The organism is Methylomonas albis, from assembly GCF_014850955.1.
GTDB lineage: Bacteria > Pseudomonadota > Gammaproteobacteria > Methylococcales > Methylomonadaceae > Methylomonas > Methylomonas albis.
Genome location: NZ_JACXSS010000001.1, coordinates 1,280,697 through 1,307,666 on the forward strand (window position 1 = coordinate 1,280,697; position 26,970 = coordinate 1,307,666).

Here is a 26,970-nt window from a genome sequence, read left to right on the forward strand (position 1 = left end):
AACGCGAAAAAGGGAACTGCAAAAGTGAGTTTTTTTCGATTACTTTTTTATGTTTTTAATAATCAAACGGTTACGAATTTATGCTTTTTACAGGCTTCTCCGTGCATGATTGTTCATATGCGCGGTTTGCCTGGTAAATATTATGGGCGGAGACAAATCGCTAGTTGTGATGTATGATTTTCAAAAATTATACACACGGAGATTCCGATGCGGACCAATATCATGATTGATGAAGCGCTAATGGCCGATGTTTTAAGCGTGACAGGCATTAAAACCAAGCGCGAAGCAGTCGAACAGGGCTTAAAAACTTTATTGATGCTAAAGCAGCAGGAAGCCATCAAAAAAATGAAAGGTCAATTAAAGTGGGAAGGCGATTTAGATCAAATGCGAGCTGAGCGGTGATTTTGGTCGATTCCAGCGTTTGGATCGATTATTTCAACGGCACGGAAACCATCGCTACCCAAAAACTGGACGGGCTGCTCGGTGTAAAGCCTGTCTGCACGGGTGATTTGATTTTGGTGGAAGTGTTGCAGGGTTTTCGCAACGATCACGATTACCAAGCCGCAAAAGCGATGTTATGTGCTTTGCCCATGCAAACCATGCTCGGAAGGGAGCTTAGTTTAAAGAGTGCGGAAAACTTTAGAATTCTACGCAAGCAAGGTATCAGCATTCGCAAAACCATCGACACCCTGATTGCGACTTTCTGCATTGAAAAGCAGATGCCATTGTTGCATTCGGATAAGGATTTTCTGCCATTCCAACAGCTTTTGGGCTTGCAGGTTATCTGAGCCGGCCATGGGCCGCCAGCGCAAAACTCAACGCCGCTCAATTCTCACCCACAACGGCGACACTTGCGATACTTTGACCGGCAAGGTTTTTTCCAGCTCAGCCAGAATCCGGTCGGTGTCGTGAATGGGGTAGGAGCCGACGATGCGCAGTTCGGCGATGTCCGGCGCACAAGTGATATAGCCATGGCGATAGCGGTTGAGTTGCACCACAAATTCGCCGAGTGGCTGGTTGTCTGCCAGCAAAAAGCCTTGGGTCCAGGCGGGTTGATTGAGTTCGGTCGCTTGAATGGGGGCAATGGCTTGGGCGCTAAACTGGGCTTGCTGTCCGGCGTTTAAAGTCTGGCGAATGGCGTCGGGGCCGGTTGGGGTGATTTCCACGGCACCAGCGTAGACACTGGTTTGGCTTTGTTCATGTTGTTGACGAACGCTGAAGCGGGTGCCAATAGCCCTAACCCGGCCGTCCGCACTATCGACGACGAACGGGCGATGCCGGCCGTTGCTGTCCGGCGCGGTTTCAATATAAATTTCGCCGCTTAATAGGCGGATTTTGCGCAAGTCAGTCGAAAAGTCTACGTCGATAGCGCTAGCCGCATCCATCTCGATGCGACTGCCATCTGCCAAGCTAAGGCTGCGTGTGGCACCTATGCCGGTTTGGTAATCGGCGCGCCAGTCGCGGAGATAATCGGACCGCCACAACTCAAAACCCGACAAACCCATCGCAGCCAAAACCGCCAAGGTTTTAAGGGCCTGACGGCGCTGCATATCCGGTGAGCCTAACGCTACCGCTGCACTTTGGGTTGGCAGGCCATCGAACTTATGGGTAAAAAACTCCACCCGAGACCAAGCCGCCCGATGCGCGGGATGCGACGCCAGCCAGGCTTGCCATTGTTGCTGCTCAGTTTGACTGGTAGCGCCGGATCCCAATACCGCAAACCATTCCGCCGCCTCTGCCAGGATGCGGGGGTGGATATCCTGATGAATGCGTTTAGCCATGATTGTTTATAGGGTGGCGGTGAGGCAATGCAACATCGCCCGCACCATGTATTTTTTCACCATTCTATCGGAAACTCCCAAGCGTTGACCTATCTGTACATAAGTTAAGCCATCCAGTTGCGACAGCAAAAATGCGCTACGGACTTTGGCGGGTAGTTCGTCCAGCAAGGCATCGATTTCCTGCAGGGTGGAGAGGATGATGGCATGCTCTTCCGGCGATGGTGCCAATGGCTCCGGGTACGCCGCCACAGAATCCCAGTAGGCTTGTTCGATAGCTGCCCGGCGCCACTGATTGATCAACAAGCCTTTGGCAATCGTAGTCAGATAGGCGCGCGGCTCGCGAATGGCTTGCATGTCTTGTGCGGTGAGGACGCGCATGAAGGTGTCGTGCGCGTGATCCTCGGCCTGTAACCGGCATTGAACGCGGCGATTTAGCCAGCCGAGCAGCCAGGAATGATGCTCTTGGTAGAGTCTGGTCAATGCTTCGTCAGGCATTATCGTGGCTGTCATGATTTAGTCCTTCAGCGCGCAAAATGAGTGTAAATGCAATCCAAAATAAACAGGGTCGGACATTGTGTGGTGTGCTCTTGGGGGCTATCGGTGTAAGGGCTAATTCAGACGCGCGATTTGTTATAAAAAACCTATAAAACAGGCAAAATTGAGGCCGACTATTAGACTGTTGGGCCGATCTTGTGTGTCTTTTGCTGGCTTATTTAGTTATTTCAACGGCTTACCGGGTGCTTTTTTGGGGCATGAACTGAGCGTTGGCTGTTGTTCAGGGTTTTATCCGGAAAAATGAGCGCAGAACAGAGAGCTTATGTAGGGATTTGGCCTAATTAAATGCGGCATATGACGCAGTTTAATTTTTTAAGCGGTCTGCGGATTTTTTGAGCCGTACAGTCTGAGCAGGGTAGGGAGATAGGGCAATGCCCAGTATGTCGTTCGCTTCGGCTACTTCGGCTTCGCTCAGCGCGGGGCCGCTAAGCGAACGGTTCTGCGAACGGCTTAACTTAACGGTATTGAGCCAATCCCAAGTCCCTTTGGTGTTTATGTTCCCTGCAGCCCGGCAGGCTGTAACAAAATTTTTCTGACCCCGGCTTGCCCCGCATGCTTGAAAGCCGCTAACCCGTCCTGCAGTGGATATTGGCCGTCTATCATGGTTTCCACCGGTAGTGTGTTCTCGGTCAACAATGCTAAAGCGTCTGCAAACGGACCGCAGCGCGAGCCGAGGATGTTGATTTCGTAAACCACCACCTTGCTTAAATCCAGCGCCGCGTTGGCTGCAAAAGTGCTTTTTAATACCAAGGTGCCGCGCGGTTTGACAATGCGCAAGGCTTGGCTGAAGCCGCTGGCGTGACCGCTGGCATCAACGACGCAGTGAAAGCTGTTGTCCGCGATTTCGGTAGTCAAACCGCTAGTGAGCGCCCATTGTTTCGGTAACGCCAATGACGCCGCCGACCGGCCCAATACCGTGACCCGGTAGCCGGCCAGACTCAACACCTTGGCAATCAATAAACCCAAACGGCCAGGGCCCACGACCGCGATGTCGGTGATGGCTAGTCCTGCTAATTGCTTGACGACACGTAATGCGGCGGCCAAAGGTTCAGTAAACACGGCGGCTTGGTCCGGCACTGGGTCGGGAACGGCGTGTAAGTTGGCAACCGGCAAACTAAAATAATCAGCGAATACGCCGTCTTTGCCGCGAATGCCCAGCACTTTGCGATTCAGGCAATGTTCCGGCCCATACTTGCGGCATACCTCGCAGGTATTACAGCCGATGTTGATGGCGCCGACTACGCGCCGGTGTAGCCACGCGTGGTGTTTGTGGTCTGCAACCGCTACCACCGTGCCGACGAACTCGTGCCCCAGAACACCGGAAAAACCGGCGTAGCCTTTCACTAACTCCAGGTCGGTCGCACAGATGCCTGCCAAGCGCAATTCAATCAGGGCATCGCCTGCGGCTAATGCCGGCATGGCAATGTCGTCGCGATAGCTTAAATAGGTGTCGAATGTCAGGGCTTGCATGTGTCCAGTCGGGAAGGGTGGGCGGGAATTTTAGTTGTTTACAACAATTTCAAACCAAGAGTATATCTTTACCCTGGATTTAGCGATTTTTCAGGTGATTTGCCATGACTCTTTTACCTATGCCGTCTACGGCGGCTGCGTTTCAGTATTTTTTGACCACACCATTGGATAGTTTGCTGGCCCCATCTCAATCCCTTAGTGCCGAGCAAAAGTTGCTGGCATTATTCCAGCGCTGCGCCGCAGAGGTTCCTGCATATCGGCAGTTTTTGCAAGCCAAGCATATGGATGCGGTGCAGATTAACAGTTACGCGGATTTTCAACAGTTACCGTTAATCAACAAAGCTAACTACATGCAAGCCTATCCGCTGCCGGCGCGGTGTTTCGGCGGCAGCCTGAGTGGGGCAGACCGGGTGGCGGTGTCGTCCGGATCTACGGGGGTGCCGACTTTCTGGCCGCGTTCGGTGGAATATGAGCTGGATATGGCGGTGCGCTTTGAGCAAGTGTTCAAAGACAGTTTTCAGGCCGATAAACGCAGTACCTTGGCGGTGGTGTGTTTTGCGCTGGGCAACTGGGTGGGCGGATTGTTTACGACGTCCTGTTGCTGGCATTTGGCGCGCAAGGGTTATCCCTTGCTGGTGGCGACGCCCGGCAATAATAAAGCCGAAGTATTTCGGGTGGTGCGCGAGTTGGCGCCGCATTTCGAACAGACCGTGTTATTGGGTTATCCGCCGTTTGTCAAAGACGTGATCGATGCCGGTGCTGCCGAAGGCATAGACTGGGCCAAATTCAAACCCAAGCTGGTGTTTGCCGGCGAGGTATTTAGCGAGGAATGGCGCAGCTTACTGTACGAGCGTATTGGTTCGGAGTCGGTTGGTTTCGATTCCGCATCGCTGTACGGCACTGCCGATGGCGGCGTGTTGGGGAACGAAACGCCTTTGAGCATTGCCATTCGCCGCTGGCTGGCGCAACGGCCGGAGGCTGCGCGTCGTTTATTCGGCGAAGCGCGGTTACCGACCTTGGTGCAATACGATCCGCATAGCCGTTTCTTTGAAGTACACGAAGGTACTTTGGTGGTCTCCGGCGAGAACAGCGTACCCTTGCTGCGCTATCACATCGCCGATAAGGGCGGGGTGTTGAGCTACGCGCAAATTTGGGATTTTCTGCGGCAGCACGGCGTGCGGTCGGTCGAGGACTTAGGCTTGGATAGCGGGTTTCAAGCCCGAGACTTGCCGTTTGTGTATGTGTTTGGCCGGGCCGACTTTACCGTCTCGTATTACGGCGCCAATGTCTATCCGGAAAATGTCACGGTAGGGCTGGAACAGCCGGAGATCATGGCTTGGGTGACAGGTAAATTCGTGTTGCAAACCCAGGAAAACGTGGAGGGCGATCAATATCTGCATATTGCCGTGGAATTATTGCCGGGTGTTGTGCCGGAACCAGAGATGGCGCCAATGATAGCCGCCTCCATCCGCGCCCAATTGCTGCGCCTGAACAGTGAGTTTGCCCATTACACACCCGTCGAACGACAATTACCCATGGTCACGCTGCACGCCTTCGCCGATCCGGAGTATTTCCCGACGGGGGTGAAACATCGCTATACGAGGCGTTAATAGACTTAAGGCATGAGGCACAAGCGATTTGGGCTAATGCGCTAACGCCAATTATTATCGGCAGGATTGACAGCCTATGCCGGGCATAGCCTGCCCGTCAACATGCAATGCGTTGCCAGCGGCAGCACCGTTTACAAGGCCTGGGCCGACAAACTCACACTGTTGGAATACTTCAAAAGTAATACGGCCCTGACTCTCCCCGACACAATTTTAGACTCCCCCAGTGGCAAAAAAAGCGCCTCCAACGCTGCCGGGGGAGACCCAAATTCTTCCGGGGGCGACCCCAAACGATTTTGGGTCGCCCCCAGCGGCAAAAAAAACGCCCCCAACCTCGCCGGGGGAGACCCGGATGCTTCCGGGGGCGACCCCAGACGATTTTGTATCGCCCCCAACGGCAAAAAAAACCTCCCTGGCCTGATTTATAGTCTCCCCAACCGCTTCGTTGCCCTTTCTATTCAGGCTGGAAACATCCCTGTCGCCATTGGGGACGCAATAATTAATCCTTCGCGTCCAGTCTGACGAGCGAATGGTCTGCGACATTTAGTCCTATTCGCAGTTTCTTGCATAAAGCTAATACCGCAATAAACTTAGTTTACCTGTTAGTCATATAGGTGTTGCCACTTACCAGCCCGTCCGTGCTCTGCTTCATATTCCTCAACCCCCAGGAGAATTAGCCATGCCTAAATCCGATTATATTCCGCATTCAGACAGTGATTTATTACTCTGGCATGATCATTTTAAAAACGCCATTGCCACACTAAAAGACAGTTTGGGCTTTTCAGATGCGGATCTTGCCGCCATCAATGCCGATAACGAGCAATTGCATCAAACGATAAGCGCTGCAAATGCGGCTGCTGTGGCGGCTCATAGTGCTAATGCAGCAAAATCCAGCACTATCGGCGAAGTTGAAAATAATACTCGCGCTCATGCGCGCCGGGCTAAGGCTCAGCCGGCTTATGTCGAGTCGATGGGCGTATTGCTGGGGATCATCGGCTCGGCTACTCATATCGATCCCGCTAGTTATAAACCCATCTTAACGGCAACCGACCAAACCGGTGGCATTGTGCAATTGAAATTTAATAAATATAAAAGCGATGGTATCAACATTTATTGCCAGCGCGAGGGCGAGACCGAATTGACGCTGCTATCCCGTACTCTGGTCTCACCTTTTACCGATAAACGGCCATTGTTGGTTGCCGGCAAACCGGAACTGCGGCGTTATACCGCCGTGCATTTGCTTGGCGATGATGAAGTGGGACAATTCAGTGATGAACTGGTGGTTAATTGTACACCCTGAATCGGCATCGATCAGATGCCATCATGGTAGAGATACTGGCGTTTTTGCCTGTTGTTCAATCTAGGCATCAACTTAGGTTATTCGAAAAGCTAATGGATCAGTAATCAACGTTTATAGCCTCATCCCACTTAAAACGACTGCCAGATCGGCAAAGCGCCCTCCGGCAGTTGCACCAATCAAGCTTGTAAACCGAAACCCCAGAATATTTTTCACCCTGAATAAGCTATTTTGAGTATTTCAGTGATAGGTTTCGACCGTTGCTGGCATGCGCCCCGTAATTCCAAATGACAACTCACCGCCATAAAGCAGTCCAAGTCTACTGAAAAAGAGATGAATCGATTTTCTGGAATTTGGTAAAAAATGTTCAGTCATGATCCAATGCAAGACAACCTAGTTTGCGCGCTAGTCTTTTGGGTTAAGGCTTCTTATAATATCGCGTCCAGTATTGAAGCATTCTTGCTTTTGCCCGTCGAATTTTGACAACTTGGAGGTCGAATGAAAAAGATAGTCCTACTGTTTTGCGCAGTTGCTTATCTCTCGGAAGCAGCGGCACAACCGCTTAATTCCGTCGAGATTTACGAGCAAGCACAACGTTCCGTCACGGTTTTTGAAGAACTGGACGACGCGAATAAACCCCTTCAAGCACTAACAGCGATTGCCGTTGCGAGCGACCGGGCTGTTACGATATGTGATGATCTCAACGGAAAGCGGCAACTGCGGCTTACCGCGAATAGCAAATCGTTTCCGGCGACAATCATGGCCAGAGATAGTCAGCGGCATTTATGCTTGCTGTCGGTTCCTGGTGGCGAATTAACCAAAATTGTAAGCGCCGATGCCAATCAAAGCATTCAATCCGGCGCGCGGGTTTACGCGCTCTCTAATGCCTTGGGGTTGGGTATTGGTATTTCCGAAGGGGTGGTTTCGGGTATTCGCCCACAATTTGGCGTGGACTATATTCAGTTTTCCGCGCCGGTTTCGCCAGGCTCCGACGGCGGGGCCTTGGTCGATGCCGATGGTCGCTTGTTGGGCATCATTACCTATAGACACCGCGACGGCCAGAATGTGAATTTTGCCATCCCCGCCAAATGGCTTGCCGAGATCGAGCAACACGACAAGTCCGATATTGCCTACAAACAATTTCGGGAAACTGCGGAACAATTACAAAACCGGGAACAATGGCAAAAGCTGGCCGAACATGTTGAGCAATGGATAGTTGGGCATCAGGACGATGTCGACGCTTGGCGTTGGGCCGCAATAGCAGCGGAAAAGAATAGCAATCTGGATAGTGAAGAAAATGCCTGGCGCAAGCTTCACGAACTGGAACCTGCGTCGTCAATAGCCGGCGCAGGATTGGTCCGAGTAAAACTAAAGCGTAACCAACGTGCAGAGGCGCTGCAATTGGCGCACGAACTACTGTCGTTACGCCAGGAAGATGCCGAAATCTGGACTATCGTTGGTCAAACCGAACAAACGGCTGGTACTGCGGCCAAAGCCGAAGAAGCTTATCGCAAGGCATTGTCTTTCAATCCTTGGCAGCTAGCCGCTTACCAAGGTTTGATCGGCATTGCCGAACAGCGCAACGACCGGGGCATGGTTACCCAATTATGGCAAAGCCTGTCGGCGCTTAATCCCGACCTGCCGGCTATCCAATTTAAGTTGGCCGAGGCCTATATCCGCGAAAGCCGACCAGCCCGCGCCTATTCACTCTTGGAAAGGCTTACCGTGCCGAATGCGCACAGAGCCGATGCGGATTTTTGGGAAGGGCAGACGTTGATTGCTCTGGCCAGGCCGCTGGATGCAGTTCAAGCCTTTGAAAAAAGTTTGCAGGGCAACCCTACGACCAAAGCTTGGGCTTACGCGGCTTTGGGCAGCAGTTATTTTCAGCTGCAGCGTTTTCCGGAATCTATTCAGGCCTATCGGGAAGCGGTTCGGCTGGAACCCGACAATCCCGAATGGCAATATGGTCTGGCCTTATCGTTAAAAGACGGTTTCCGTGGTCAAGAAGCCTTGGAAATCGATGCGCAATTACTTAAAAAACTTCCTAACGACCCGTCTGTTTGGCGACAAAAAGGTTTTACCGAGGAGATTCTAGGCCGTCATCAGGAAAGCATCAAATCGATGGAAAAATCCCTGGAACTGGAGCCCAAGCAAGGCAAGCTCTGGGTGGCCTTAATCGAGACTTACCGGCGAGCCGGCCGGGATAAGGATGTTAAAAGTGCTTACGAAAAACTACGCGGAATCGATAGCGAATGGGCGGAGAAGGCTTACCAATCGGCGATTTTGCCCTTCGAGGAGTTTCATCCATGAATAGGGTTAAATTAATTTCTTGGTATTTATCTTGTCTGTTAACCATGCTGGGCTGCGAAACCCGCGCCGAATACGACGCCGAAGGCTTGTTCAAACAGGTATCGTCTTCCATCGTCACCATTCAAACCTTCGATGAAAAAGGCCGACAACAAGGCCAGGGTAGCGGCGTGGTGGTCGACAAAGACCGAATTGTCACCAACTGCCATGTGATACGGGAGGCCGATAGCCTGAAAGTCGCAGCCGGTTCCCAGGTATATGCCGCAGCCTGGACGCAGACCGATCCCAGCCGTGATATTTGCGTGATCAGCGCGGAAGGCATAGTGGCTCCGCCAATCGATACCAGAAAAATGGGCAATGTTAAGATCGGCGAAACTGTTTTCGCGGTCGGCAATCCCTTGGGCTTTGGTCTGTCCGTGAGTTCCGGTTTGGTTTCGAGTATCAGTCCCTATCGCGATGAACAGGTGATTGTGGCAAGCGTTCCGCTGTCGCCGGGTTCCAGCGGCGGCGGTCTATTTGATAGCCGAGGCCGGTTACTAGGTATCACGACGGCAATACTCACTGCCGGTCAAAACCTGAACATTGTGTTGCCGGCAGATTGGATCGCCGAAATGAGCAAGCGTGGTACCGCGCCGCCGCCGCCTTCCGTCAGTCCAGGGCCGGAGCCACGCTGGATGGAGGAAACTATAGCGCTGCAGCATGCGGGTAATCTTTTGGAATTCGAAAATCACGTTCGCAAATGGCGAGAAACTCAACCGAATTCCGCACTAGCGGCTGCCTATTTGGGCGTGGCGTTGGGTGGAAAAAATCCCAAGGAAGCGGAAGCGGCGTTAAGGGATGCCGTCCGATTGGACGACAGAAACGAATTTGCTTGGTTCGTACTGGCGAAATTATTGTATCGGCTAGACCAGCGCGACGAGGCAAAACAGATCTTGCAAAAAGCGCTACAGCTTTCTCCCAATCACGGTAGTGCTTATTCAACCAAGGCGGAATGGTTGCTCGCGGACAATAAGCCAAAAGAGGCTTATGCCGCCGTTCAGGATGCCATTCGCGTGGAGCCGGGCGTTGTCGAGCATTGGCGTTGGTTAGGCGTTATCGCCGATAGATTGGACCGCGCCGAAGAATCAGCCAAAGCCTATCAAACTGCGCTTAGATTGAATCCAATGGATGATGCCTCAAAACAGGCTTTATCCAATGTGCTGGCCCGTAACGGTAAAGCCGATGCCGCGCGGTTAATACTTGGCAAGGATAGCGACAGCAATCCTTCCAACGCCGGAACTTGGCTGTCGATGGGATTCACGGAATCGGCTCGCAAACACTATGGTGATGCGGAAAAAGCCTTTAGAAAAGCGCTGGAAATTTCACCCGGAAACAGCAATGCCTGGGTTGGCTTGGGTGTTGTGTTAACCGAAACCAATCGATTAAAAGACGCCGAGCAGGCATACGATAAAGCCTATGATTCAAAACCGGATGATCGGGGAGTCGTCGCCGAGATATTGACCAATCGCGGTAACGTCAAAAGCAAACTGGGCGACAAACGGGCAGCGCTAGCCGATATAGAGACGGCTATCAGAACAGATCCCACTTATGCCAATGCCTATCGTTCGCTCGGCATTTTAAAGGTAGAAGCGCGCGATCATAGAGCGGTTGTGGAGGCTTTTAGGAAAGTAGTTGCTTCCAATATTGTCGGCGCAGATGATTGGGCTACGCTGGGCGAGGCATTGGAGGCATTGGGTGAAAAAAGCGAAGCCCTCGAAGCGTTGAAAAAATCCGAAAAATTAAATCCGAATAGTCAGCAAGTTCTCCAAAAACTGACCGGATATTACGGTCGAAATGGCGATCTGCAAAAAGCCTTGGACTACATTGAGCGCGCAATAAAAATCGATTCGTCCGTCGCGGCCCATTGGAGCAGCAAAGGTTATGCACTATTAAAGCTAAATCGTCTGCCCGAAGCAATTAGCTCGTTGGAAACCGCAACCAATCTGGATCCCCAGTTCCCTAGCGCCTGGATCAATTTGGGTGAGGCGCAAATGCGCAGTAATAACCTGGGTAAAGCGATTCAATCCCTGGAAAAAGCCGTTACTCTGGCGCCGGCCGCGCTCGATGCCCGCCTGTTTTTAGCGCAATCCTATCTGAGTTCTCGTCAAGCGGATAAAGCCAGAACCCACGCTAATGCGATGTTGAAAGCTCAGCCCGAACTGCCGCAAGCTTTGGCGATTGTGACCTTGGCTTATCTGATGGACAACAACTATGACGCGGCATTAACTAACTATCGAAAAATCCAAGCCAGAAGCCCTCAAATTGCCAAGTCGGTCAAGGCAGTGGGCATTTCTCAAGGATTGACTGGAGCGCAAGCCTTGCCTGATTAAACCTGCATCGATCCGGATAGACTGGGGCCGTAGGATGATGACATGAACTCCTCCTCACCAGCGGTGCCACAATGCACCCGAAAATCTAAACGGGACAAAGAGGAGTCCGAAATGAATCGTAACGTAGTGGGTTTGGATATTGCAAAACAAGTTTTTCATCTGTTCATGATGCCAGATGGCAAAGCGATCAAGCGAAAATTGAAGCGGTCGGAGTTGCTGGAATTCATTGCCCAACTGCCGCCGAGCTTGATCGTGCTGGAAGCCTGCAGCGGTTCACACCATTGGGCACGGTCGTTCCAAAAGCTGGGTCATGAGGTGGAACTGTTGAATGCCCGTTACGTGAAGGCCTTTGTGGTAGGCAACAAAAACGATTTCAACGATACCCACACTGGGCACAAGTGCCGAGGCAATCTTTACGGCGGCACGGCAACCGAACAAACGTACGGTGAGCATTAAGAACATGGAACAACAAGATCATGGCTTGGGTGACAGGTAAATTCGTGTTGCAAACCCAGGAGAACGCGGAGGGCGATAAATGCCTGCATATTGCCGTGGAATTATTGCCGGGTATTGTGCCGGAACCAGAGATGGCGCCGACGATAGCCGCTGCCATTCGTACCCAATTGCTGCGTCTGAATAGCGAATTTGCCCATTACACACCCGCTGAACGACAATTACCCACGGTCACGCTGCACGCCTTCGCCGATCCGGAGTATTTCCCGACGGGGGTGAAACATCGCTATACGAGGCGTTAATAGACTTAAGGCATGAGGCACAAGCGATTTGGGCTAATGCGCTAACGCCAATTATTATCGGCAGGATTGACAGCCTATGCCGGGCATAGCCTGCCCGTCAACATGCAATGCGTTGCCAGCGGCAGCACCGTTTACAAGGCCTGGGCCGACAAACTCACACTGTTGGAATACTTCAAAAGTAATACGGCCCTGACTCTCCCCGACACAATTTTAGACTCCCCCAGTGGCAAAAAAAGCGCCTCCAACGCTGCCGGGGGAGACCCAAATTCTTCCGGGGGCGACCCCAAACGATTTTGGGTCGCCCCCAGCGGCAAAAAAAACGCCCCCAACCTCGCCGGGGGAGACCCGGATGCTTCCGGGGGCGACCCCAGACGATTTTGTATCGCCCCCAACGGCAAAAAAAACCTCCCTGGCCTGATTTATAGTCTCCCCAACCGCTTCGTTGCCCTTTCTATTCAGGCTGGAAACATCCCTGTCGCCATTGGGGACGCAATAATTAATCCTTCGCGTCCAGTCTGACGAGCGAATGGTCTGCGACATTTAGTCCTATTCGCAGTTTCTTGCATAAAGCTAATACCGCAATAAACTTAGTTTACCTGTTAGTCATATAGGTGTTGCCACTTACCAGCCCGTCCGTGCTCTGCTTCATATTCCTCAACCCCCAGGAGAATTAGCCATGCCTAAATCCGATTATATTCCGCATTCAGACAGTGATTTATTACTCTGGCATGATCATTTTAAAAACGCCATTGCCACACTAAAAGACAGTTTGGGCTTTTCAGATGCGGATCTTGCCGCCATCAATGCCGATAACGAGCAATTGCATCAAACGATAAGCGCTGCAAATGCGGCTGCTGTGGCGGCTCATAGTGCTAATGCAGCAAAATCCAGCACTATCGGCGAAGTTGAAAATAATACTCGCGCTCATGCGCGCCGGGCTAAGGCTCAGCCGGCTTATGTCGAGTCGATGGGCGTATTGCTGGGGATCATCGGCTCGGCTACTCATATCGATCCCGCTAGTTATAAACCCATCTTAACGGCAACCGACCAAACCGGTGGCATTGTGCAATTGAAATTTAATAAATATAAAAGCGATGGTATCAACATTTATTGCCAGCGCGAGGGCGAGACCGAATTGACGCTGCTATCCCGTACTCTGGTCTCACCTTTTACCGATAAACGGCCATTGTTGGTTGCCGGCAAACCGGAACTGCGGCGTTATACCGCCGTGCATTTGCTTGGCGATGATGAAGTGGGACAATTCAGTGATGAACTGGTGGTTAATTGTACACCCTGAATCGGCATCGATCAGATGCCATCATGGTAGAGATACTGGCGTTTTTGCCTGTTGTTCAATCTAGGCATCAACTTAGGTTATTCGAAAAGCTAATGGATCAGTAATCAACGTTTATAGCCTCATCCCACTTAAAACGACTGCCAGATCGGCAAAGCGCCCTCCGGCAGTTGCACCAATCAAGGTTGTAAACCGAAACCCCAAAATATTTTTCACCCTGAATAAGCTATTTTGAGTGTTTCAGTAATGGATTTCGACCCATTTTTGCCAATCACGCTTTCCCAAAGCGGCCAGTCAACTAAATCGAGATTCTGAGAGCTGTAATTCCACAAAGCTGCCGTTGGTGACCTCACGAATCCGGCCATTTCCGGTCATTGGACTTTGTCGGTTCATTAGCACCAATCGCGAACGATGCGGTGCTCGTTGTTTACCGCATCCTACCGAGCTTGCTAATTTTTGAACCTTGCGACATATCTGGTAAATATCCAACCGCTTGCTGATTCGCCATTATCAAAATGTACAACCACGAATGTCCAATTTCTTTGTTTTTCTATAAACACAACAACTTGACCGAGACTTAGTAACTCAACTATCTCTGATTTAATGTTAGGTGCGCTTCTTAGCTTGACATTATCTGCAGATATAAAACGCAAGTCATCTGACATCCACGTCAAACTGCTGACATCAATATTCTTTAGTTGACTCAATTTCTCCTTATCAGACCTTTCTGTCTTAATAATCTCTTCAACATATGGCGTTAAAAGATTTGCAGAAATACTAACAATAACTGGGAGCAAAATCTGCATTAGAAATATTAATAATATAATTTGAATATATTTCGGGAGTAGCTTGAAATGGCTAACAGCTGATTCATTGTCTTCAGCAGCGATGGAAGCAAGAGTGGCGTCAAATTGAGTTTGGTAAATATCATTTTCGAAACTGCTCTCGTTGAATTCACTACTAGCGTTAATAGCTTCCTGCATCTGGTAGATTGCATCGATCAGAGAACTGTTACTAGCATAGGCCTTATGCATACGGCTGATCGTATCGACCAGAGAGCTGTTGATGTTGTATGTCTTTTGTATTTGACTGACGGCATCCATCAAGGCACTGTTACCGCCATAGGCCTTATTCATACGATTAATCGTATCGATCAAAGAGCTGTTGATGTTGTATGTCTTTTGCATTTGACTGACGGCATCCATCAGGGCACTGTTACCGCCATAGGCCTTATTCATACGACTGATCGTATCGGCCAGAGTGCTGTTGATGTTATATGTCTTTTGTATTTGACTAACGGCATTCGTCATGGCGCTGTTACCGCCATAGGCCTTATGCATACGGCTGATCGTATCGACCAGAGTGCTGTTGATGTTGTATGTCTTTTGTATTTGACTGAAAGCATCCATCAGGGCACTGTTACCTCCATAGGCCTTATTCATATGGCTGATCGTATCGGCCAGAGTGCTGTTGATGTTATATGTCTTTTGTACTTGATTGATATTTTCAGTCAAAATTCTGCTCCTGCAAGCTATCTTGTGTGTAGGTGCCGGTGTAATGCATTAGCCCGTAGAGTCTACGATAATCCGTCATATTAAATCGATGATTTGTGCCATGATTATCTCGAACGATGCGCCGCCCGTTGGTTGGCACATCCTACCGGAGTTTCAAAATTAATCGGCATTTATCGGCAATTTTAAATGTCGGAAATTTGTCGAATAGCGGACATACAACGTCGCATAGTGAATAGCTATTCTGGGTCGCCAGGCGACCGTCCGTTCTTCAGATTCATCGTCGGAAAGCCCGTAGGATGCGCCAACCAACGGGCGGCGCATCTTTCGAGTTATTCAATTCCTTCAATATCCAACGGTATAACGCTACCCCAGTTTTCGGGATAAATTCCTTGCTTGACGTAATGGTGAAAACTCGAATAAGGCCAGTCCTTTACCGAGTTTACCCATTGATGCTTTACCGGATTCCAATGGATGTAATCTATGTGACGGCTGTAATCTTCTTGATCGCGCAAGCCATGTTCCCAAAATCGCCGCTGCCAAATGCCACGTTCCCTTCGAGATTTTCGACTGGCTGAAACTCGCTCCCCTGTTTCGCGGCTTTTGGAAAAGGCGCCTTTCAAAACATTCCAGCGAGTTGAGAAATCGGAATCCCCTTCAGGTAAAGTCCAAATACAATGAATGTGGTCCGGTAAAACAACCACGGCGTCTATTTTGAAAGGATGTCGGCGTTTGGTATAGGCAAATGCCTTGCGCAATAAATCGATATTATCAATCAATAATCGGTTTCCCTTTCGTTGCGCCAAATTGACGGTAAAAAACCATGATGCGCCGGGAATATAGAGTCTACGATAATCCGTCATATTAAATCGATGGTTGGTGTCATTATTATCTCAAACGATGCGCCGCCCGGTGGTTGGCACATCCTACCCGAGTTTCAAAATTAATCGGCATTTATCGGCAATTTTAAATGTCGAAAATTTGTCGAATAGCGGACATACAACGTCGCATAGTGAATGGCTCTTCTGGGTCGCCAGACGGTCGTCCGTTCTTCAGATTCATCGTCGGAAAGCTGTCATTGAATTCCGACACCTGAAAGCGGTCGTTCGTCATAGTTTCCAACCGACCCAGGCGGGTCTTCCGACCCTATTAATGTTAATCGGTGTAGAAATTTTTCCAATTCTTGCTCAAAATGGACGCCCAATTTTTACCAGCTGTTTAAGCGAGTTATTTGGTTTCAAAAATTTACGAAATGTTCCATAGTGACTATTTCTGAAAAATTCTGCGCCAATTAACAGTCTATATGATTACGTTGTATCAATTTCCCAGGGCCTGGAATATTCCCAACCCCAGCCAGTTTTGCGTAAAGCTGGAAACCTATCTGCGCATGGCCGGCATCGAATATCGGGTTGCCGAAACTTTGCCCCTTTATGCGCCCTTAGGCAAGCTACCTTTCATAGAAGACAACGGCCAAAAGCTTGCCGATAGCCGGCTGATTATCCGCTATCTGCAACAATATTATGGCGATAGCCTGGATGAGCATCTGTTGGCCGAGCAAAGAGCCCAAGCTCTGGCTTGGCAACGCTTATTGGAAGAACATTTGTATTGGGTGTGCATGTATAGCCGTTGGCAATACGGATCGGAGAATTGGCAAATTAATAAGCAGGCGATCTTCCAAGGTCTACCGCAACCCATGATGGACATAGTTGCCGCTATCTATCGGTTGCGGATTCGCGGGCAATTGCGCGGCCACGGCATTGGCCGGCTACCTGCCGCCGATATTTTCGAATTGGGCCTGCGCGATGTGGCGGCTCTTTCCGCCGCGCTTCACGGCAAGACTTTTTTGTTGGGAAACCGGCCCAGCAGCGTCGATGCTTCGGCCTACGGCATATTGATCAATTTGATAGCTTGTCCGATCAGCTCGCCGGTCAAGGACTATGCCTTATCGCAAGCCGCATTAGTCGATTACTGTCGGCGCATGCAGCTGCGTTATTTCCCCGAGCTGGGCGAACCGACGTTTGGCGATTAATGGTCCAGCGTGGCGCAAGCGGCGCGAATTTCATCGCGTAGCCAGCGGTTGGCAAGATCCTGGTCTTGCAGCGGATGCCAGACCATGACCGTGTCGTAATGCGGTAAATCCAGCGGCAAGCGCACCAATTGCAATGGCAAGTTCTGGGCGAATTGCTCGGCAGTGCGTTTAGGAAAAGCCATGACCATATCCGTTTGCGCCACGATCAACGACGCGGACAGAAAATGCGACACAGTCAACGCCACTCGCCGCTCGCGACCGTGTTCCGCCAACCAGCTATCGACCTGTCCGGTACTGGCACCGGTTCTGGATAGCAGAATATGCGGCAGTTCTATATAGTCTTCCAGCGTCAATGCCGCATTCACTTGCGGGTGACCGATGCGCGCCACGCAGACCATGTAATCGTCGAACAGGCTTTCGCAATGTAAATGTTTGGGTGGATTCAACATCACTTCAAAACCCAGTATCAGGTCTATCTCGCCTTGCTCCAGCGCATTAAGCGGAAAACGGCTGCTGGTACGCTTGAAATGAATATCCACGCCCGGCGCCTGCCGGGCGATACGCGGTGCCAGTATCGGCAAGAGTAGGGCTTCCACGTAATCCGTCGCCGCGATGGTAAAAGCGCGCCGGCAACTGGCGGGATCGAACGGCGCCGGCGCTCGAATCAAACCTTCCACATCCTTAAGCACCGCGGCCACGGGTGCCACCAGCGACAGGGCGCGTAGCGTCGGTGTCATACCCTCCGGGGTTTTCACCAGCAATGGGTCTTCCAATTGTTGCCGCAAGCGTTGCAGCACGTGGCTCATTGCCGATTGGCTAATGAACATTTTTTCCGCCGCCCGCGATACATTCCGTTCCTTCATCAGCAGATCGAAGGCGATCAATAGATTTAAATCAAACGTTCTTAGGTCGGCCATGGCTGAGTTTCCAGAATTTAAACGCGGGCTATGTTACCGAAAATGCCTGGGGCGTTTGGCATCAATTATTTTCATAGGCGCATGAATACAAAGCATTTTACCGTTTGCCGTCTCAGGCATAGATTTATCGCCGACACAGCCGCCGGCGTTTAGCTGCTACCTAAGGAACCTGCATTATTTTCCCCCCAAGGAACTTGCAAGTAAACGCGGCGGCGCGTCGCCTCACTCTCAATCGTGCATTAAGCGTCGGCTATTGCCAGGTGGTATTTGGCAAACGCATTTGCCACTCACGATATTGAGTAGATGGTCGGAGACAGGGCGCCCGCAAAACGTTGACGATAAGCGTCGGGTTTTGGCGGAACGCTAATTGAGAAAAACAAGGTGGTTAGTAGGATCACCAAAACTTAATTTCAAATACAGGAGAATCATCATGCCTTTGTGGAAAGTCTATCACCCCAGCGGAGCCTTCAGCGCGGAAGACAAACAAGAGCTGGCTGAACAAATCGTAAACGTCTATGCGGCTGTACCAATCCCAAAATTTTACGCCGTCGTCATTTTCGAAGAAGTGGCTAAAGGTAATTGTTTTGTCGGTGGCGTGCGTAATGACAAGTTTATTCGCTTCAAGGTCGACCAAATCGCCCGGACATTACCAGGTCCAATCATACGAGAATGGTGGATGCGAACGCTAGACGAAGTCATTGCACCGTTTGTTAAAGAGCGCGGTTTCGATTGGGAAATTTCGATAGACGAAACCCCATTCGATCTTTGGTCGCTACAGGGCGAATTGCCTCCGCCCTTTGAGTCTATAGCTGAAAAACGTTGGGTTGAGGAAAACAAAGCTAGTCCTTACACATACCAAGAAAAGCTACCCGCAGGTCACTTTTTACTGACTCCAGGCGTAACGGGTTGATACCTACGAGTGACCGGCTCATTGTGAGCCGGTCACTTTTTCTAACAATCGTCAATTTTACTTACCGAAAGCCATATGGTTTTTTACCGTTAATCTTGCCGAGCGCAAAAATAAATATTTGTTGAGTGATCATATTTGAGTCTGCCTGTTACACCTCGGTAGCACGGCAAGTATCGGCGCTTAGCCTGCATATTTTCGCGGACCCGGAATATTTTGCACTTGGGGTGAAGCATCGATATACCCGTTGCGCGGATTGGCAGGTGTAGTTGTACGTTAGGGTTTTTTGCCTATTGCCCGTCGTCAGCAAAATAGCTCTGGAAAGCAGCCGGTGCAAAATTTCATAAGGATTTAAATGCTGTCGAGTGTTATCTTGTTGAGCCAACTATATGTCGAGCATCTGCAAATCGGTGCTTATCGATGATGGCAACACAAGAGACAGAGCAATCAATACCGCCGTTCAAACAACTTTAATGCGCCAATAAGCTATGGAAAAGCATTTTCACGCTGACTTTTACGGTTTTGTCATCGATAACGAGCAGGGGCTTAGCTTTGCCGGCAAGCCGGTTAGTTTGCACCCCAAAGAATTCAAAATGTTGCTCGAACTGGTCAAACAGGCCGGCAACCGGGTATCCAAGGAAGACTTGATCAGTCGAGTCTGGAATGACGCCCCCACCTCCGATGAAAGTATTTCCCGTTGTCTGTCGATTTTGAAGTCGACCCTGCGCCGGGTAAGTCCGGGTATCGAGTTCTTGATTAAAACCGAATACGGCCAGGGTTATCGCTTCATTGGTCAAATCGGCAAGCCCGCGACATTCGTCAATGAAGAGAACTTCTTTTTACTGATAAATGCGACCCGCAATTTGATCATCGTCAAGGATGAGCAAAGCAGATGGCAGATCGCCAATAACGCCACGCTGGAGCTGTACGGCTTAATCGGCAAACCTTGGCAGGGCAAAACCTGCAGCCAACTGGCGGCAATGTGCGACGAGCGTTACCAACGCTATTTTGATGCCTGCTCGGAAGCCGACGAACAGGCTTGGCAGGCACGGCAGTCCTTGGAGTTGATTCGTACCATCGTCTCTAACGATGAAAATAATCAACAAAAACGCGTGTTCGAAATTGTTAAAACACCGCTGTTCGAGGCTAACGGCAGCCGGAAAGCCTTGATTGTTTTGGGGCAAGAGATTAGTGATCGTTTGGAAAGCGAACGCCAAGGCCGTTTGATGAGCCGAGTGCTCTCCAATAGCGACGAGGCGGTGTTAATCAGCGATCAGGACAACAATATTGTCTATGTTAACGATGCATTTACCCGGATAACCGGTTATACCTTGGGTGAGGTTATGGGCCAAAACCCGCGGATCTTGGCCTCGGATCGGCATGATCATGACTTTTATGCCGAGATGTGGGAGCACCTGCTTAAGGAAGGGACTTGGCATGGCGAGATTTGGGATAAGCGCAAGAACGGCAATATTTATCCGAAGTGGTTGAACATCAGTACCGTACACGACGGCGATGGCCGTATTTGTAACTATGTAGCTATTTTTAGCGACATATCCAAGCGCAAGGCGGACGAGGCCTTGCTGCTGTTTCTGGCCTATCACGATCCATTGACCAAACTGCCCAATCGCTTGTTGTTGCGAGATCGATTTATGCAAGCGGTGGGGCTTAGCGCGCGGCACGAAGCGGGCTCGGTAGCGCTGTTGTTTTTGGATCTGGATCGGTTCAAAAATATCAACGATAGTCTCGGGCATGAGGTGGGCGACCGTGTGCTGATCGCTGTGGCAAAGCGTCTGGAAGCGCATGTGCGCGAGATCGATACCGTTAGCCGTTTGGGCGGCGACGAGTTTGTGGTGGTGTTGACCGACATGCCTAACACGCCGGCCATAGCGCATGTGGCGCAGAAGATTCTGGATCATCTGAGTGAGGAGTTTGAAATCGACGAACAAAGGCTCACTTCCACGGCCAGTATTGGAGTGGCACTTTATCCGCACGACGGTGACGACTTCGAGACATTGTTAAAGCTGGCCGATACGGCGATGTATCACGCCAAGGATTGCGGGCGTAATACTTATCGGTTCTACACCGACAAAATGAATGTCGATGCGCTGGAACGTTTGCGGATGCGTAACAGTTTGGCGGCTGCGCTGACCAATCAAGAGTTTGTTTTGTATTACCAGCCGCAATTCGATCTGATTAGCTCCGAGCTGATCGGCTTTGAGGCCTTGATTCGCTGGAATCATCCGGAAGCGGGGCTGATGCTGCCCCATAAATTTATCTCGATTGCCGAAGAAACCGGGCAAATTGTGCCCATGGGCGAATGGGTGATTCGCGAAGCGTGTCGCCAAGCTAAAGCCTGGCAGGAGCTTGGATACGAGCCCGTGAGAGTGGCAGTGAATTTATCCTCGATGCAATTCAAACGCGGCGACATCATCAAGATGATTACCGATCTAACCGACGAGCACAATCTGGATCCGCAATATATCGAGCTGGAGTTAACCGAGACCATCATGTTGCAGGATATCGAATACATATTGGATATTGTGGAGAAATTCAAGTCGCTACGTTTTACGCTATCCATCGACGATTTTGGTACCGGATATTCCAGCTTGGCCTACCTAAAACGCTTTCGCGTCGATAAGTTGAAAATCGATCAATCATTTATACGAAATCTGGAAATCGATCGTCATGATCTGGCCATCGTTCGCTCGATTATCCAGCTTGCCCGTGGTTTTGATATGCACACTATCGCCGAGGGCGTAGAAACCCTGGGGCAGCTTGACGTTCTGCGTCAAGAAGGCTGTCAAGAAGGCCAAGGCTATCTGTTTTCCCATCCTTTGGCGGCCGATCAGGTAGTCTCTTATCTAAAAATGCGTTCTTAATGCCGGGTAGTGGCGCAGATGAGTAAAGCAGCGCCTTGATCGCACGACCAGTAGACGTTTAAGGTCCATATTAATAGCGTGATAATCTTGAAAGGGTGAAGCGAATCAAGCCGCGCTTTCCACTCTGCCTAATTGCATGCACTTGCGCGCCTAAGTGCATGACAACTGAACACACATGCGCATCACTTGCACACTCTAGCTGCCAATATGGAGGAAAACGAGTATTCCGATATAAACCCTGCCAGATTTTGAATGCCTTGGATCGGCCAAAACCGGCCGATGATGATTTCGGCGAAATTTTTGATCCCTATCGGCAACGAATGGCGGCTTTTTGGCAAGCAACCTTGAGTCGTCTTCGGCTCGAGCCGGCCAGTTTCCGACCTTCGAGGCTGATTTCTGAATGGCCGGTTTATACCAGAACTTGCTCTTTTAACGGGCCAGATAAGGAGTACCTAAGTGTCTGCTTGATCAGATTGAGACGTTACCTTTGATAATCCAGCGAGTTCGGTTACTTATCTGACCCTCTGTTTAGCAATATGCTTGTTTAATTTGTACCATTTTCCTGTGTCTTTTTGATTATATCGCTTAGATACTCCTTGGCAACCCAGCGCCCCATTAAGTAATATGACCTTATTAGCTCATCATCATACTTTTGTTTCATTGTTTCAGTTTGTGGAAATCTGTCATTTTCATTTTTATTATTTTCGACATCTTTAACCGTTAAGTAATTCACCAAGTCGCTCTGACCGATACTGCTCAAATATTCAACAAAGCGTTTCGCGTTCCCATAGGATGCTTTTACATGCAATATTTTTCCGTTGTGATTTTTGCATGTGTACTTACTTTCGTGTATGAGATTTTTTGAAAGGTCTACGTCGAGCCCAGGTTTTTCAACATCACAGCCAAGTAAGTTTTTGACTTGTTTTACAGCTATATCTAGATCTTCCCATGGATTTTTATTCAAATCGTTGTCTTTACCCATATACGAGATGACAATTAGATCAACGCCACGCTCTATCAATGGAACTAAGCCAAGATTGTCAGACTTTCCTCCGTCACTTAATACAATCTCTTTTCGTATTTCTTTTATGTTACTGCCGCGCCAATTACCAAGCAAAGAAATTCTAGGTTGATAGAACAACTCATATTCATAAGATAACAGGACAGGAGCTCCAACTACACCAGAAGATGCTGCCATAGCAGCCGATAAACTATTCTCCGGCTTATCTTTTCGAAAAAGTGCGTTGTTAACCCATGCAAAATCTTTGGAGATATTGTTTACGAAAAATCCTTTTTTACACTTCATATCTGGATGGCAATCAGAAATAGTACCTATATTATCAAGGGTAAATTGAAACGGCATATTCATTTCACTTGCACCTTGCTCTGTTGTAGGAACAGAATGTGTTGCATTGATAATAACATACGGTTTAGTCCTGTAGTTCCGAGCACATGCACTATCGATTCCTGTCGATTTAATATCTTCTGCGTCAACATTACAATTGGGTAGATATACACTCTCGATATACTCCTTCCATTGCCGCTTTCTTGCTTTTAATTTTGCGCCTTCAGCTGGCAATATTGCGAAGGGTTGTTCCGAGTTCAGCATTACTGCCGCATCACAATCTGCTTTAGGATTTATAGCAGCCGTAAATAAGCAATTAAAAAACTCCTCGTCTGAAGAAGCCCATGCCCAATACCCACCGTTTGCCCAACTGCCGCCACTAACAGATGAGATATAATCAATATCTAAAAGATTTTTCTTACTTTCATACAGGCCAGACAATATACCTAATTGATATGCAGAAGAACGTATGCCACCTCCAGATAGTGCTAATCCAGTTAAATGCTTAGGCCTAATTTCACTATCGTTTTCATTTTTTCTCAAATTTATTTTCTGGTATTCATGAGAGAAATATTTTTGTTGGTTGTTCAACCTAGCATTAGGGGTATTAACTAAATAAAATCCTGGCAGATTATCGCCAGATATCTCATCGGCGGTACAAATTGGCGAAATAAATATGAAGACCAACAAAGCAATTGATTTTTTCATTATACATTCCTCTTTTTAGGTGTAATCTGTTTGGGCCAAGTGAAAAAACAAGATACATTTTTGCTAACGATGCAAATCACTGGCTATAGAAGAAACACAGCAGAGTGATTTTGAATTGTTATATTGTGGACTTAAAACCAAGGTTTTGCGTCGATAGTTGAAATAAACTCAGCGTACTGCTGCTCTAGTGATTTCATCCTCTCTTCTTTGTTTTCATTTTCCAAAGTTAGTGCCTGATACTTTAATTTGAGAGATGCATATTGAGCGCCTATGGCACGACACTTTTGCTGGTGTGTTTCACAACCCATCCAACCATGGAGCCCCGTCAGTGAGCCTCCAATCAAGGCCATATAACCTGCAATATTTTCATATTGATTACTGATAATTGCAGTACCACCTACGAATGCTAAAAGAGAACCACCCCCAACAAGAAAAAAATTAGGAATGCGCAGAACATTTAGCCAGCGATCATAATCATTTGCCATATTGCCGCATTCAACGACTCTGGTATTAATCAGTTCATCCATTCCTATCCTTTAAAATATAGTGATTGTATAGGTCTGCATATCTTTTACACTCGGTTCGCTGTTTGCGTCAATCTCATTCCGAAACTGTTGAAATTCTGATTGGGATAACATGCATTTTGGACATGCTAACCAGATTCAGCCAAATTCAACAAGTGGATCATTAAAGGAAAATTTTTCAGGGTTATTAAACGTCTATTCTTAATGAGATTGCTGCCATTTCGAAAATTAATCGATAGCACCAATTTCAATTAAATATAAATTTTAAATTTATCTTGTAACAAATCATGTCATTAATCAACGTTACGTTTGTACCAGTACAAACGTACTAAGTCGTCGAATTATAAAAACAGTAGTGACTTTAATTAGTTGAGATGGAATGGCAGCATTACATTCATTTGCCGCCATCAAGAAATTAAAATTGATCGTCTTTTATGGGTCGGTTTGACACTGTGACGAACGGCAGCTATCGGGAATCCGAATTCAATGACGGCTTTCGGGCGATGAACCTGAAGATGCCAACCGACGCAATCGACCCGTTGCGGCCTTCTGCTCAAAGTGATTCAATGACTGCGATTTGATGGTTACCAGTCACATCCACTCGTCTCCGATGATACACAGAAAGGGAAATCAAATGCTGATCAAGAAATTATTATTTACAAGATCATTCGCCGGTAGTTACACAGAAACTAACTAATTATTCATTATGCAGAATCCCATGCACAACCAAGTGGAAGGATGGATGAAGGTGCATGACACACCCAGCCTGTCGTACGAAAATCCAACGCTACTCTTACGGAACTCCTTAGTTATCTCCCGCCCTGATTTAAACAGCTCCTATGGTGCTGAGCTTGAGGTGCCTTTGCTTAATGGCGGAACTCTAAGAAACATAATTTACGGCGCTCGCTCCAATTTGGAGTTTCATCTTTCTGGCAGTTATGTTGGCCAAATAGACAGTGTCCGCGGTAACCCAGTCTCAGATGTTGGATCAATGAGCTATCCCATTAGATCAATTGATATTTCCATCGAGTTTAGAAAACAGAAAACCGTCATTTCAATGGCTGGCACTCTCAGCGCCATACTGGGATGGACGGATAGATATAAAACAGCCAACGCAACAAGAAATGCTCCACGCACCTTCGCTGCGTCCCTCACGATCTTGGATGAGCAACTGTCATCGGTGACGGGAGATGAACTGGCATCTAGCATAATTGCCAACCGTGACAAGTACATCTTTGGCACGTAGAACGCGGCCATGACTAAGGGGGCTAACCTTTCATTCGAGGCGAACTGTGCAAAAAGCTGCTCAAGCGGGTGAATTTAATCATTAAACATACAATTTTTGATATAAACCGGCCATTCAACAACCAACCTCGACAGCCAGCAATTGGCCGATCGGTTGAGATCACCAACGCCTGCTTTGTAGTCCTGCAATTCGCTGAACCGCCATTTAGCTGAATGGCAGGTTTAAGGAAGCTCGATAGGCAGGTTTGGGTCGGTTTTTGCCGGTCAACCAACCATAATTTTACTCATTGTCTGCGCCTGCTTTTGTCAATTCAATGAGTGTGCAAGGCAGTGATTTCAGTGTGCAATAAGAAGAACAGCTAGTGTGCAATTCCTATGATCTCTGGTGTGTAAGTAGCATGCAATTTCGCACCACTCCTGCCAAACAATTCCCCATAAATCACTACCTTTCCCAAGCCTTTTCGCCGCTTATCAATAGTCGAGCTTGCAACTTTATTCCTGTACAACTAATAATGTAATGTTTTCGTAAGGTTTGCATGCGGCTAAAGTCGTCTGGATTTGTCGAGGTCTATTTCGATGGACTAGTCAATTTGAACCGGCGATTAGCTGATCAAGGACGGGCAAGATGTTTGTTTTCCTGGCTAGCACCTGCTTTGTAACGATAATTAGATTCTTAATCCGAGTGGGTTGACACATGCCGAAAAATATTCGCCTTATTGCGTTGATATAGCTATGAACTTAAATAGCGGTAAGTATCAAAAAATAGGCTTAAAGGCAAAGGCCGGCGGCATATGTATTTACCGCGTTTAGACAGCATGCTGTTCAACGATAATCAGGATAGGATGCTGCCTAATCGCAGCGATGAATTGTTGAAAACGCAAGACGACATTCTAGAAAGCTTAGGTATTGCGGCGGATTTTAAGGATTTGGATAGCCGCGCGCACATGCTGCGGGTGGGGCAGTATGCCGCTCATCTCGCCAAATCCATAGGCTTTGACAGTCAAATGGTTGAAGTGTTGTTGATTGCCGCACCCTTGCACGATGTCGGTAAAATTGGTGTTCCGGACAAGGTGTTGTTAAAGCCCGGCAAACTTGATGAAAGCGAGTGGGAAATGATGAAGCAGCATACTACCCATGGCTATAACATGCTGAAGGGGTCGAACAACTCCTTATTAAAAACCGCTGAAATAATTGCGCTTAGCCATCACGAACGCTGGGATGGCGGTGGTTACCCGTTGGGTTTAAAGAATACCGAAATTCACTTGTACGGCCGCATCACGGCGATTGCCGATGTTTACGACGCCCTAACCATGGAGCGCCCCTACAAAAAAGCCTGGACTCACGAACAAGCGGCCGCTCTGATTGCAGACAGTAGAGCGACTCAGTTCGATCCGGAGTTGGTGGACGTCTTTCAAACGATACAGGGCGACTTCCTGTCAATCTCAAAAAGTGCTTTCTGAACGATAG

22 protein-coding genes are annotated in these 26,970 nt (G+C 48.8%); 14 read left to right on the forward strand and 8 right to left on the reverse strand.

The window, feature by feature from the left end; genetic code table 11:
• Positions 1-207 precede the first annotated feature (207 nt).
• Together EBA_RS05985 and vapC are read left to right on the forward strand one after the other, a co-directional pair.
• Positions 208-402, forward strand: coding sequence for a type II toxin-antitoxin system VapB family antitoxin (locus EBA_RS05985; protein WP_033156185.1), 195 nt, complete (start codon positions 208-210; stop codon positions 400-402).
• Complete coding sequence (vapC, locus tag EBA_RS05990; RefSeq protein ID WP_192373798.1) at positions 399-788, forward strand: type II toxin-antitoxin system VapC family toxin; 390 nt, start codon at positions 399-401, stop codon at positions 786-788. Before EBA_RS05985 ends, vapC begins: the two co-directional genes overlap by 4 nt.
• Before the next feature lie 27 nt (positions 789-815).
• Here the strand turns inward: vapC and EBA_RS05995 are convergent, their stop codons facing one another.
• From EBA_RS05995 to EBA_RS06005, 3 genes are all read right to left on the reverse strand, one after another.
• Positions 816-1,781 (reverse strand): FecR domain-containing protein, encoded by a 966-nt coding sequence (locus EBA_RS05995; RefSeq protein WP_192373799.1) that lies wholly within the window; start codon positions 1,779-1,781, stop codon positions 816-818.
• A gap of 6 nt (positions 1,782-1,787) precedes the next feature.
• Positions 1,788-2,291, reverse strand: coding sequence for a sigma-70 family RNA polymerase sigma factor (locus EBA_RS06000; RefSeq protein ID WP_192373800.1), 504 nt, complete (start codon positions 2,289-2,291; stop codon positions 1,788-1,790).
• A gap of 537 nt (positions 2,292-2,828) precedes the next feature.
• Positions 2,829-3,806 carry an MDR/zinc-dependent alcohol dehydrogenase-like family protein gene (locus EBA_RS06005; RefSeq protein WP_192373801.1) on the reverse strand — a complete coding sequence of 326 codons (978 nt, stop codon included), beginning with the start codon at positions 3,804-3,806 and terminating at the stop codon, positions 2,829-2,831.
• Positions 3,807-3,910: 104 nt separating this feature from the next.
• On the opposite strand from EBA_RS06005, the gene EBA_RS06010 reads away from it, so the two are divergent.
• The 7 genes from EBA_RS06010 to EBA_RS06040 all read left to right on the forward strand — a co-directional run bounded on the left by EBA_RS06010 (position 3,911) and on the right by EBA_RS06040 (position 13,438).
• Positions 3,911-5,416: a phenylacetate--CoA ligase family protein gene (locus EBA_RS06010; protein WP_192373802.1), complete on the forward strand. Its 1,506-nt coding sequence runs from the start codon at positions 3,911-3,913 to the stop codon at positions 5,414-5,416.
• A 676-nt stretch (positions 5,417-6,092) separates the two neighbouring features.
• The gene (locus tag EBA_RS06015) at positions 6,093-6,713 is read left to right on the forward strand and encodes a hypothetical protein (RefSeq protein WP_192373803.1); all 621 of its coding nucleotides are present in this window, start codon (positions 6,093-6,095) and stop codon (positions 6,711-6,713) included.
• 495 nt (positions 6,714-7,208) lie between these two features.
• Positions 7,209-9,020 carry a serine protease gene (locus EBA_RS06020; RefSeq protein ID WP_192373804.1) on the forward strand — a complete coding sequence of 604 codons (1,812 nt, stop codon included), beginning with the start codon at positions 7,209-7,211 and terminating at the stop codon, positions 9,018-9,020.
• A complete protein-coding gene (locus EBA_RS06025; protein ID WP_192373805.1) occupies positions 9,017-11,386 on the forward strand; it encodes a serine protease in 2,370 nt (789 codons plus the stop codon). Before EBA_RS06020 ends, EBA_RS06025 begins: the two co-directional genes overlap by 4 nt.
• Before the next feature lie 111 nt (positions 11,387-11,497).
• Entirely contained in the window at positions 11,498-11,842 is a 345-nt protein-coding gene (locus EBA_RS06030) for a transposase (protein WP_192373806.1), read from the forward strand.
• A gap of 20 nt (positions 11,843-11,862) precedes the next feature.
• Entirely contained in the window at positions 11,863-12,141 is a 279-nt protein-coding gene (locus EBA_RS06035) for a hypothetical protein (protein ID WP_225615971.1), read from the forward strand.
• Between the two features lie 676 nt (positions 12,142-12,817).
• Positions 12,818-13,438, forward strand: a complete 621-nt coding sequence (locus EBA_RS06040) for a hypothetical protein (protein WP_192373803.1) — start codon at positions 12,818-12,820, stop codon at positions 13,436-13,438.
• 446 nt (positions 13,439-13,884) lie between these two features.
• On the opposite strand, the gene EBA_RS06045 is transcribed toward EBA_RS06040, so the two are convergent.
• Positions 13,885-14,949, reverse strand: coding sequence for an SH3 domain-containing protein (locus tag EBA_RS06045; RefSeq protein ID WP_192373807.1), 1,065 nt, complete (start codon positions 14,947-14,949; stop codon positions 13,885-13,887).
• 329 nt (positions 14,950-15,278) lie between these two features.
• Entirely contained in the window at positions 15,279-15,809 is a 531-nt protein-coding gene (locus EBA_RS06050; RefSeq protein ID WP_192373808.1) for an REP-associated tyrosine transposase, read from the reverse strand.
• A gap of 440 nt (positions 15,810-16,249) precedes the next feature.
• On the opposite strand from EBA_RS06050, the gene EBA_RS06055 reads away from it, so the two are divergent.
• On the forward strand, positions 16,250-16,975 hold the full coding sequence (locus EBA_RS06055; RefSeq protein ID WP_192373809.1) for a glutathione S-transferase family protein: 726 nt from the start codon (positions 16,250-16,252) through the stop codon (positions 16,973-16,975).
• On the opposite strand, the gene EBA_RS06060 is transcribed toward EBA_RS06055, so the two are convergent.
• A complete protein-coding gene (locus EBA_RS06060) occupies positions 16,972-17,892 on the reverse strand; it encodes a LysR family transcriptional regulator (RefSeq protein WP_192373810.1) in 921 nt (306 codons plus the stop codon). The two genes, EBA_RS06055 and EBA_RS06060, sit on opposite strands and share 4 nt — an antisense overlap.
• A gap of 430 nt (positions 17,893-18,322) precedes the next feature.
• Here EBA_RS06060 and EBA_RS06065 point away from each other — a divergent pair, with 430 nt between their 5' ends.
• Both EBA_RS06065 and EBA_RS06070 read left to right on the forward strand, forming a co-directional pair.
• The gene (locus EBA_RS06065; RefSeq protein WP_192373811.1) at positions 18,323-18,802 is read left to right on the forward strand and encodes a tautomerase family protein; all 480 of its coding nucleotides are present in this window, start codon (positions 18,323-18,325) and stop codon (positions 18,800-18,802) included.
• Positions 18,803-19,287: 485 nt separating this feature from the next.
• Entirely contained in the window at positions 19,288-21,681 is a 2,394-nt protein-coding gene (locus EBA_RS06070; protein ID WP_192373812.1) for an EAL domain-containing protein, read from the forward strand.
• Between the two features lie 544 nt (positions 21,682-22,225).
• Here EBA_RS06070 and EBA_RS06075 read toward each other — a convergent pair.
• Positions 22,226-23,734: a patatin-like phospholipase family protein gene (locus EBA_RS06075; RefSeq protein ID WP_192373813.1), complete on the reverse strand. Its 1,509-nt coding sequence runs from the start codon at positions 23,732-23,734 to the stop codon at positions 22,226-22,228.
• A gap of 131 nt (positions 23,735-23,865) precedes the next feature.
• Complete coding sequence (locus EBA_RS06080; RefSeq protein ID WP_192373814.1) at positions 23,866-24,261, reverse strand: hypothetical protein; 396 nt, start codon at positions 24,259-24,261, stop codon at positions 23,866-23,868.
• 715 nt (positions 24,262-24,976) lie between these two features.
• Between EBA_RS06080 and EBA_RS06085 the strand changes: the two genes are divergently transcribed.
• Together EBA_RS06085 and EBA_RS06090 are read left to right on the forward strand one after the other, a co-directional pair.
• The gene (locus tag EBA_RS06085; protein ID WP_192373815.1) at positions 24,977-25,504 is read left to right on the forward strand and encodes a hypothetical protein; all 528 of its coding nucleotides are present in this window, start codon (positions 24,977-24,979) and stop codon (positions 25,502-25,504) included.
• A 790-nt stretch (positions 25,505-26,294) separates the two neighbouring features.
• Positions 26,295-26,963, forward strand: coding sequence for an HD-GYP domain-containing protein (locus EBA_RS06090; protein WP_192373816.1), 669 nt, complete (start codon positions 26,295-26,297; stop codon positions 26,961-26,963).
• The last annotated feature ends 7 nt before the right edge of the window (positions 26,964-26,970 follow it).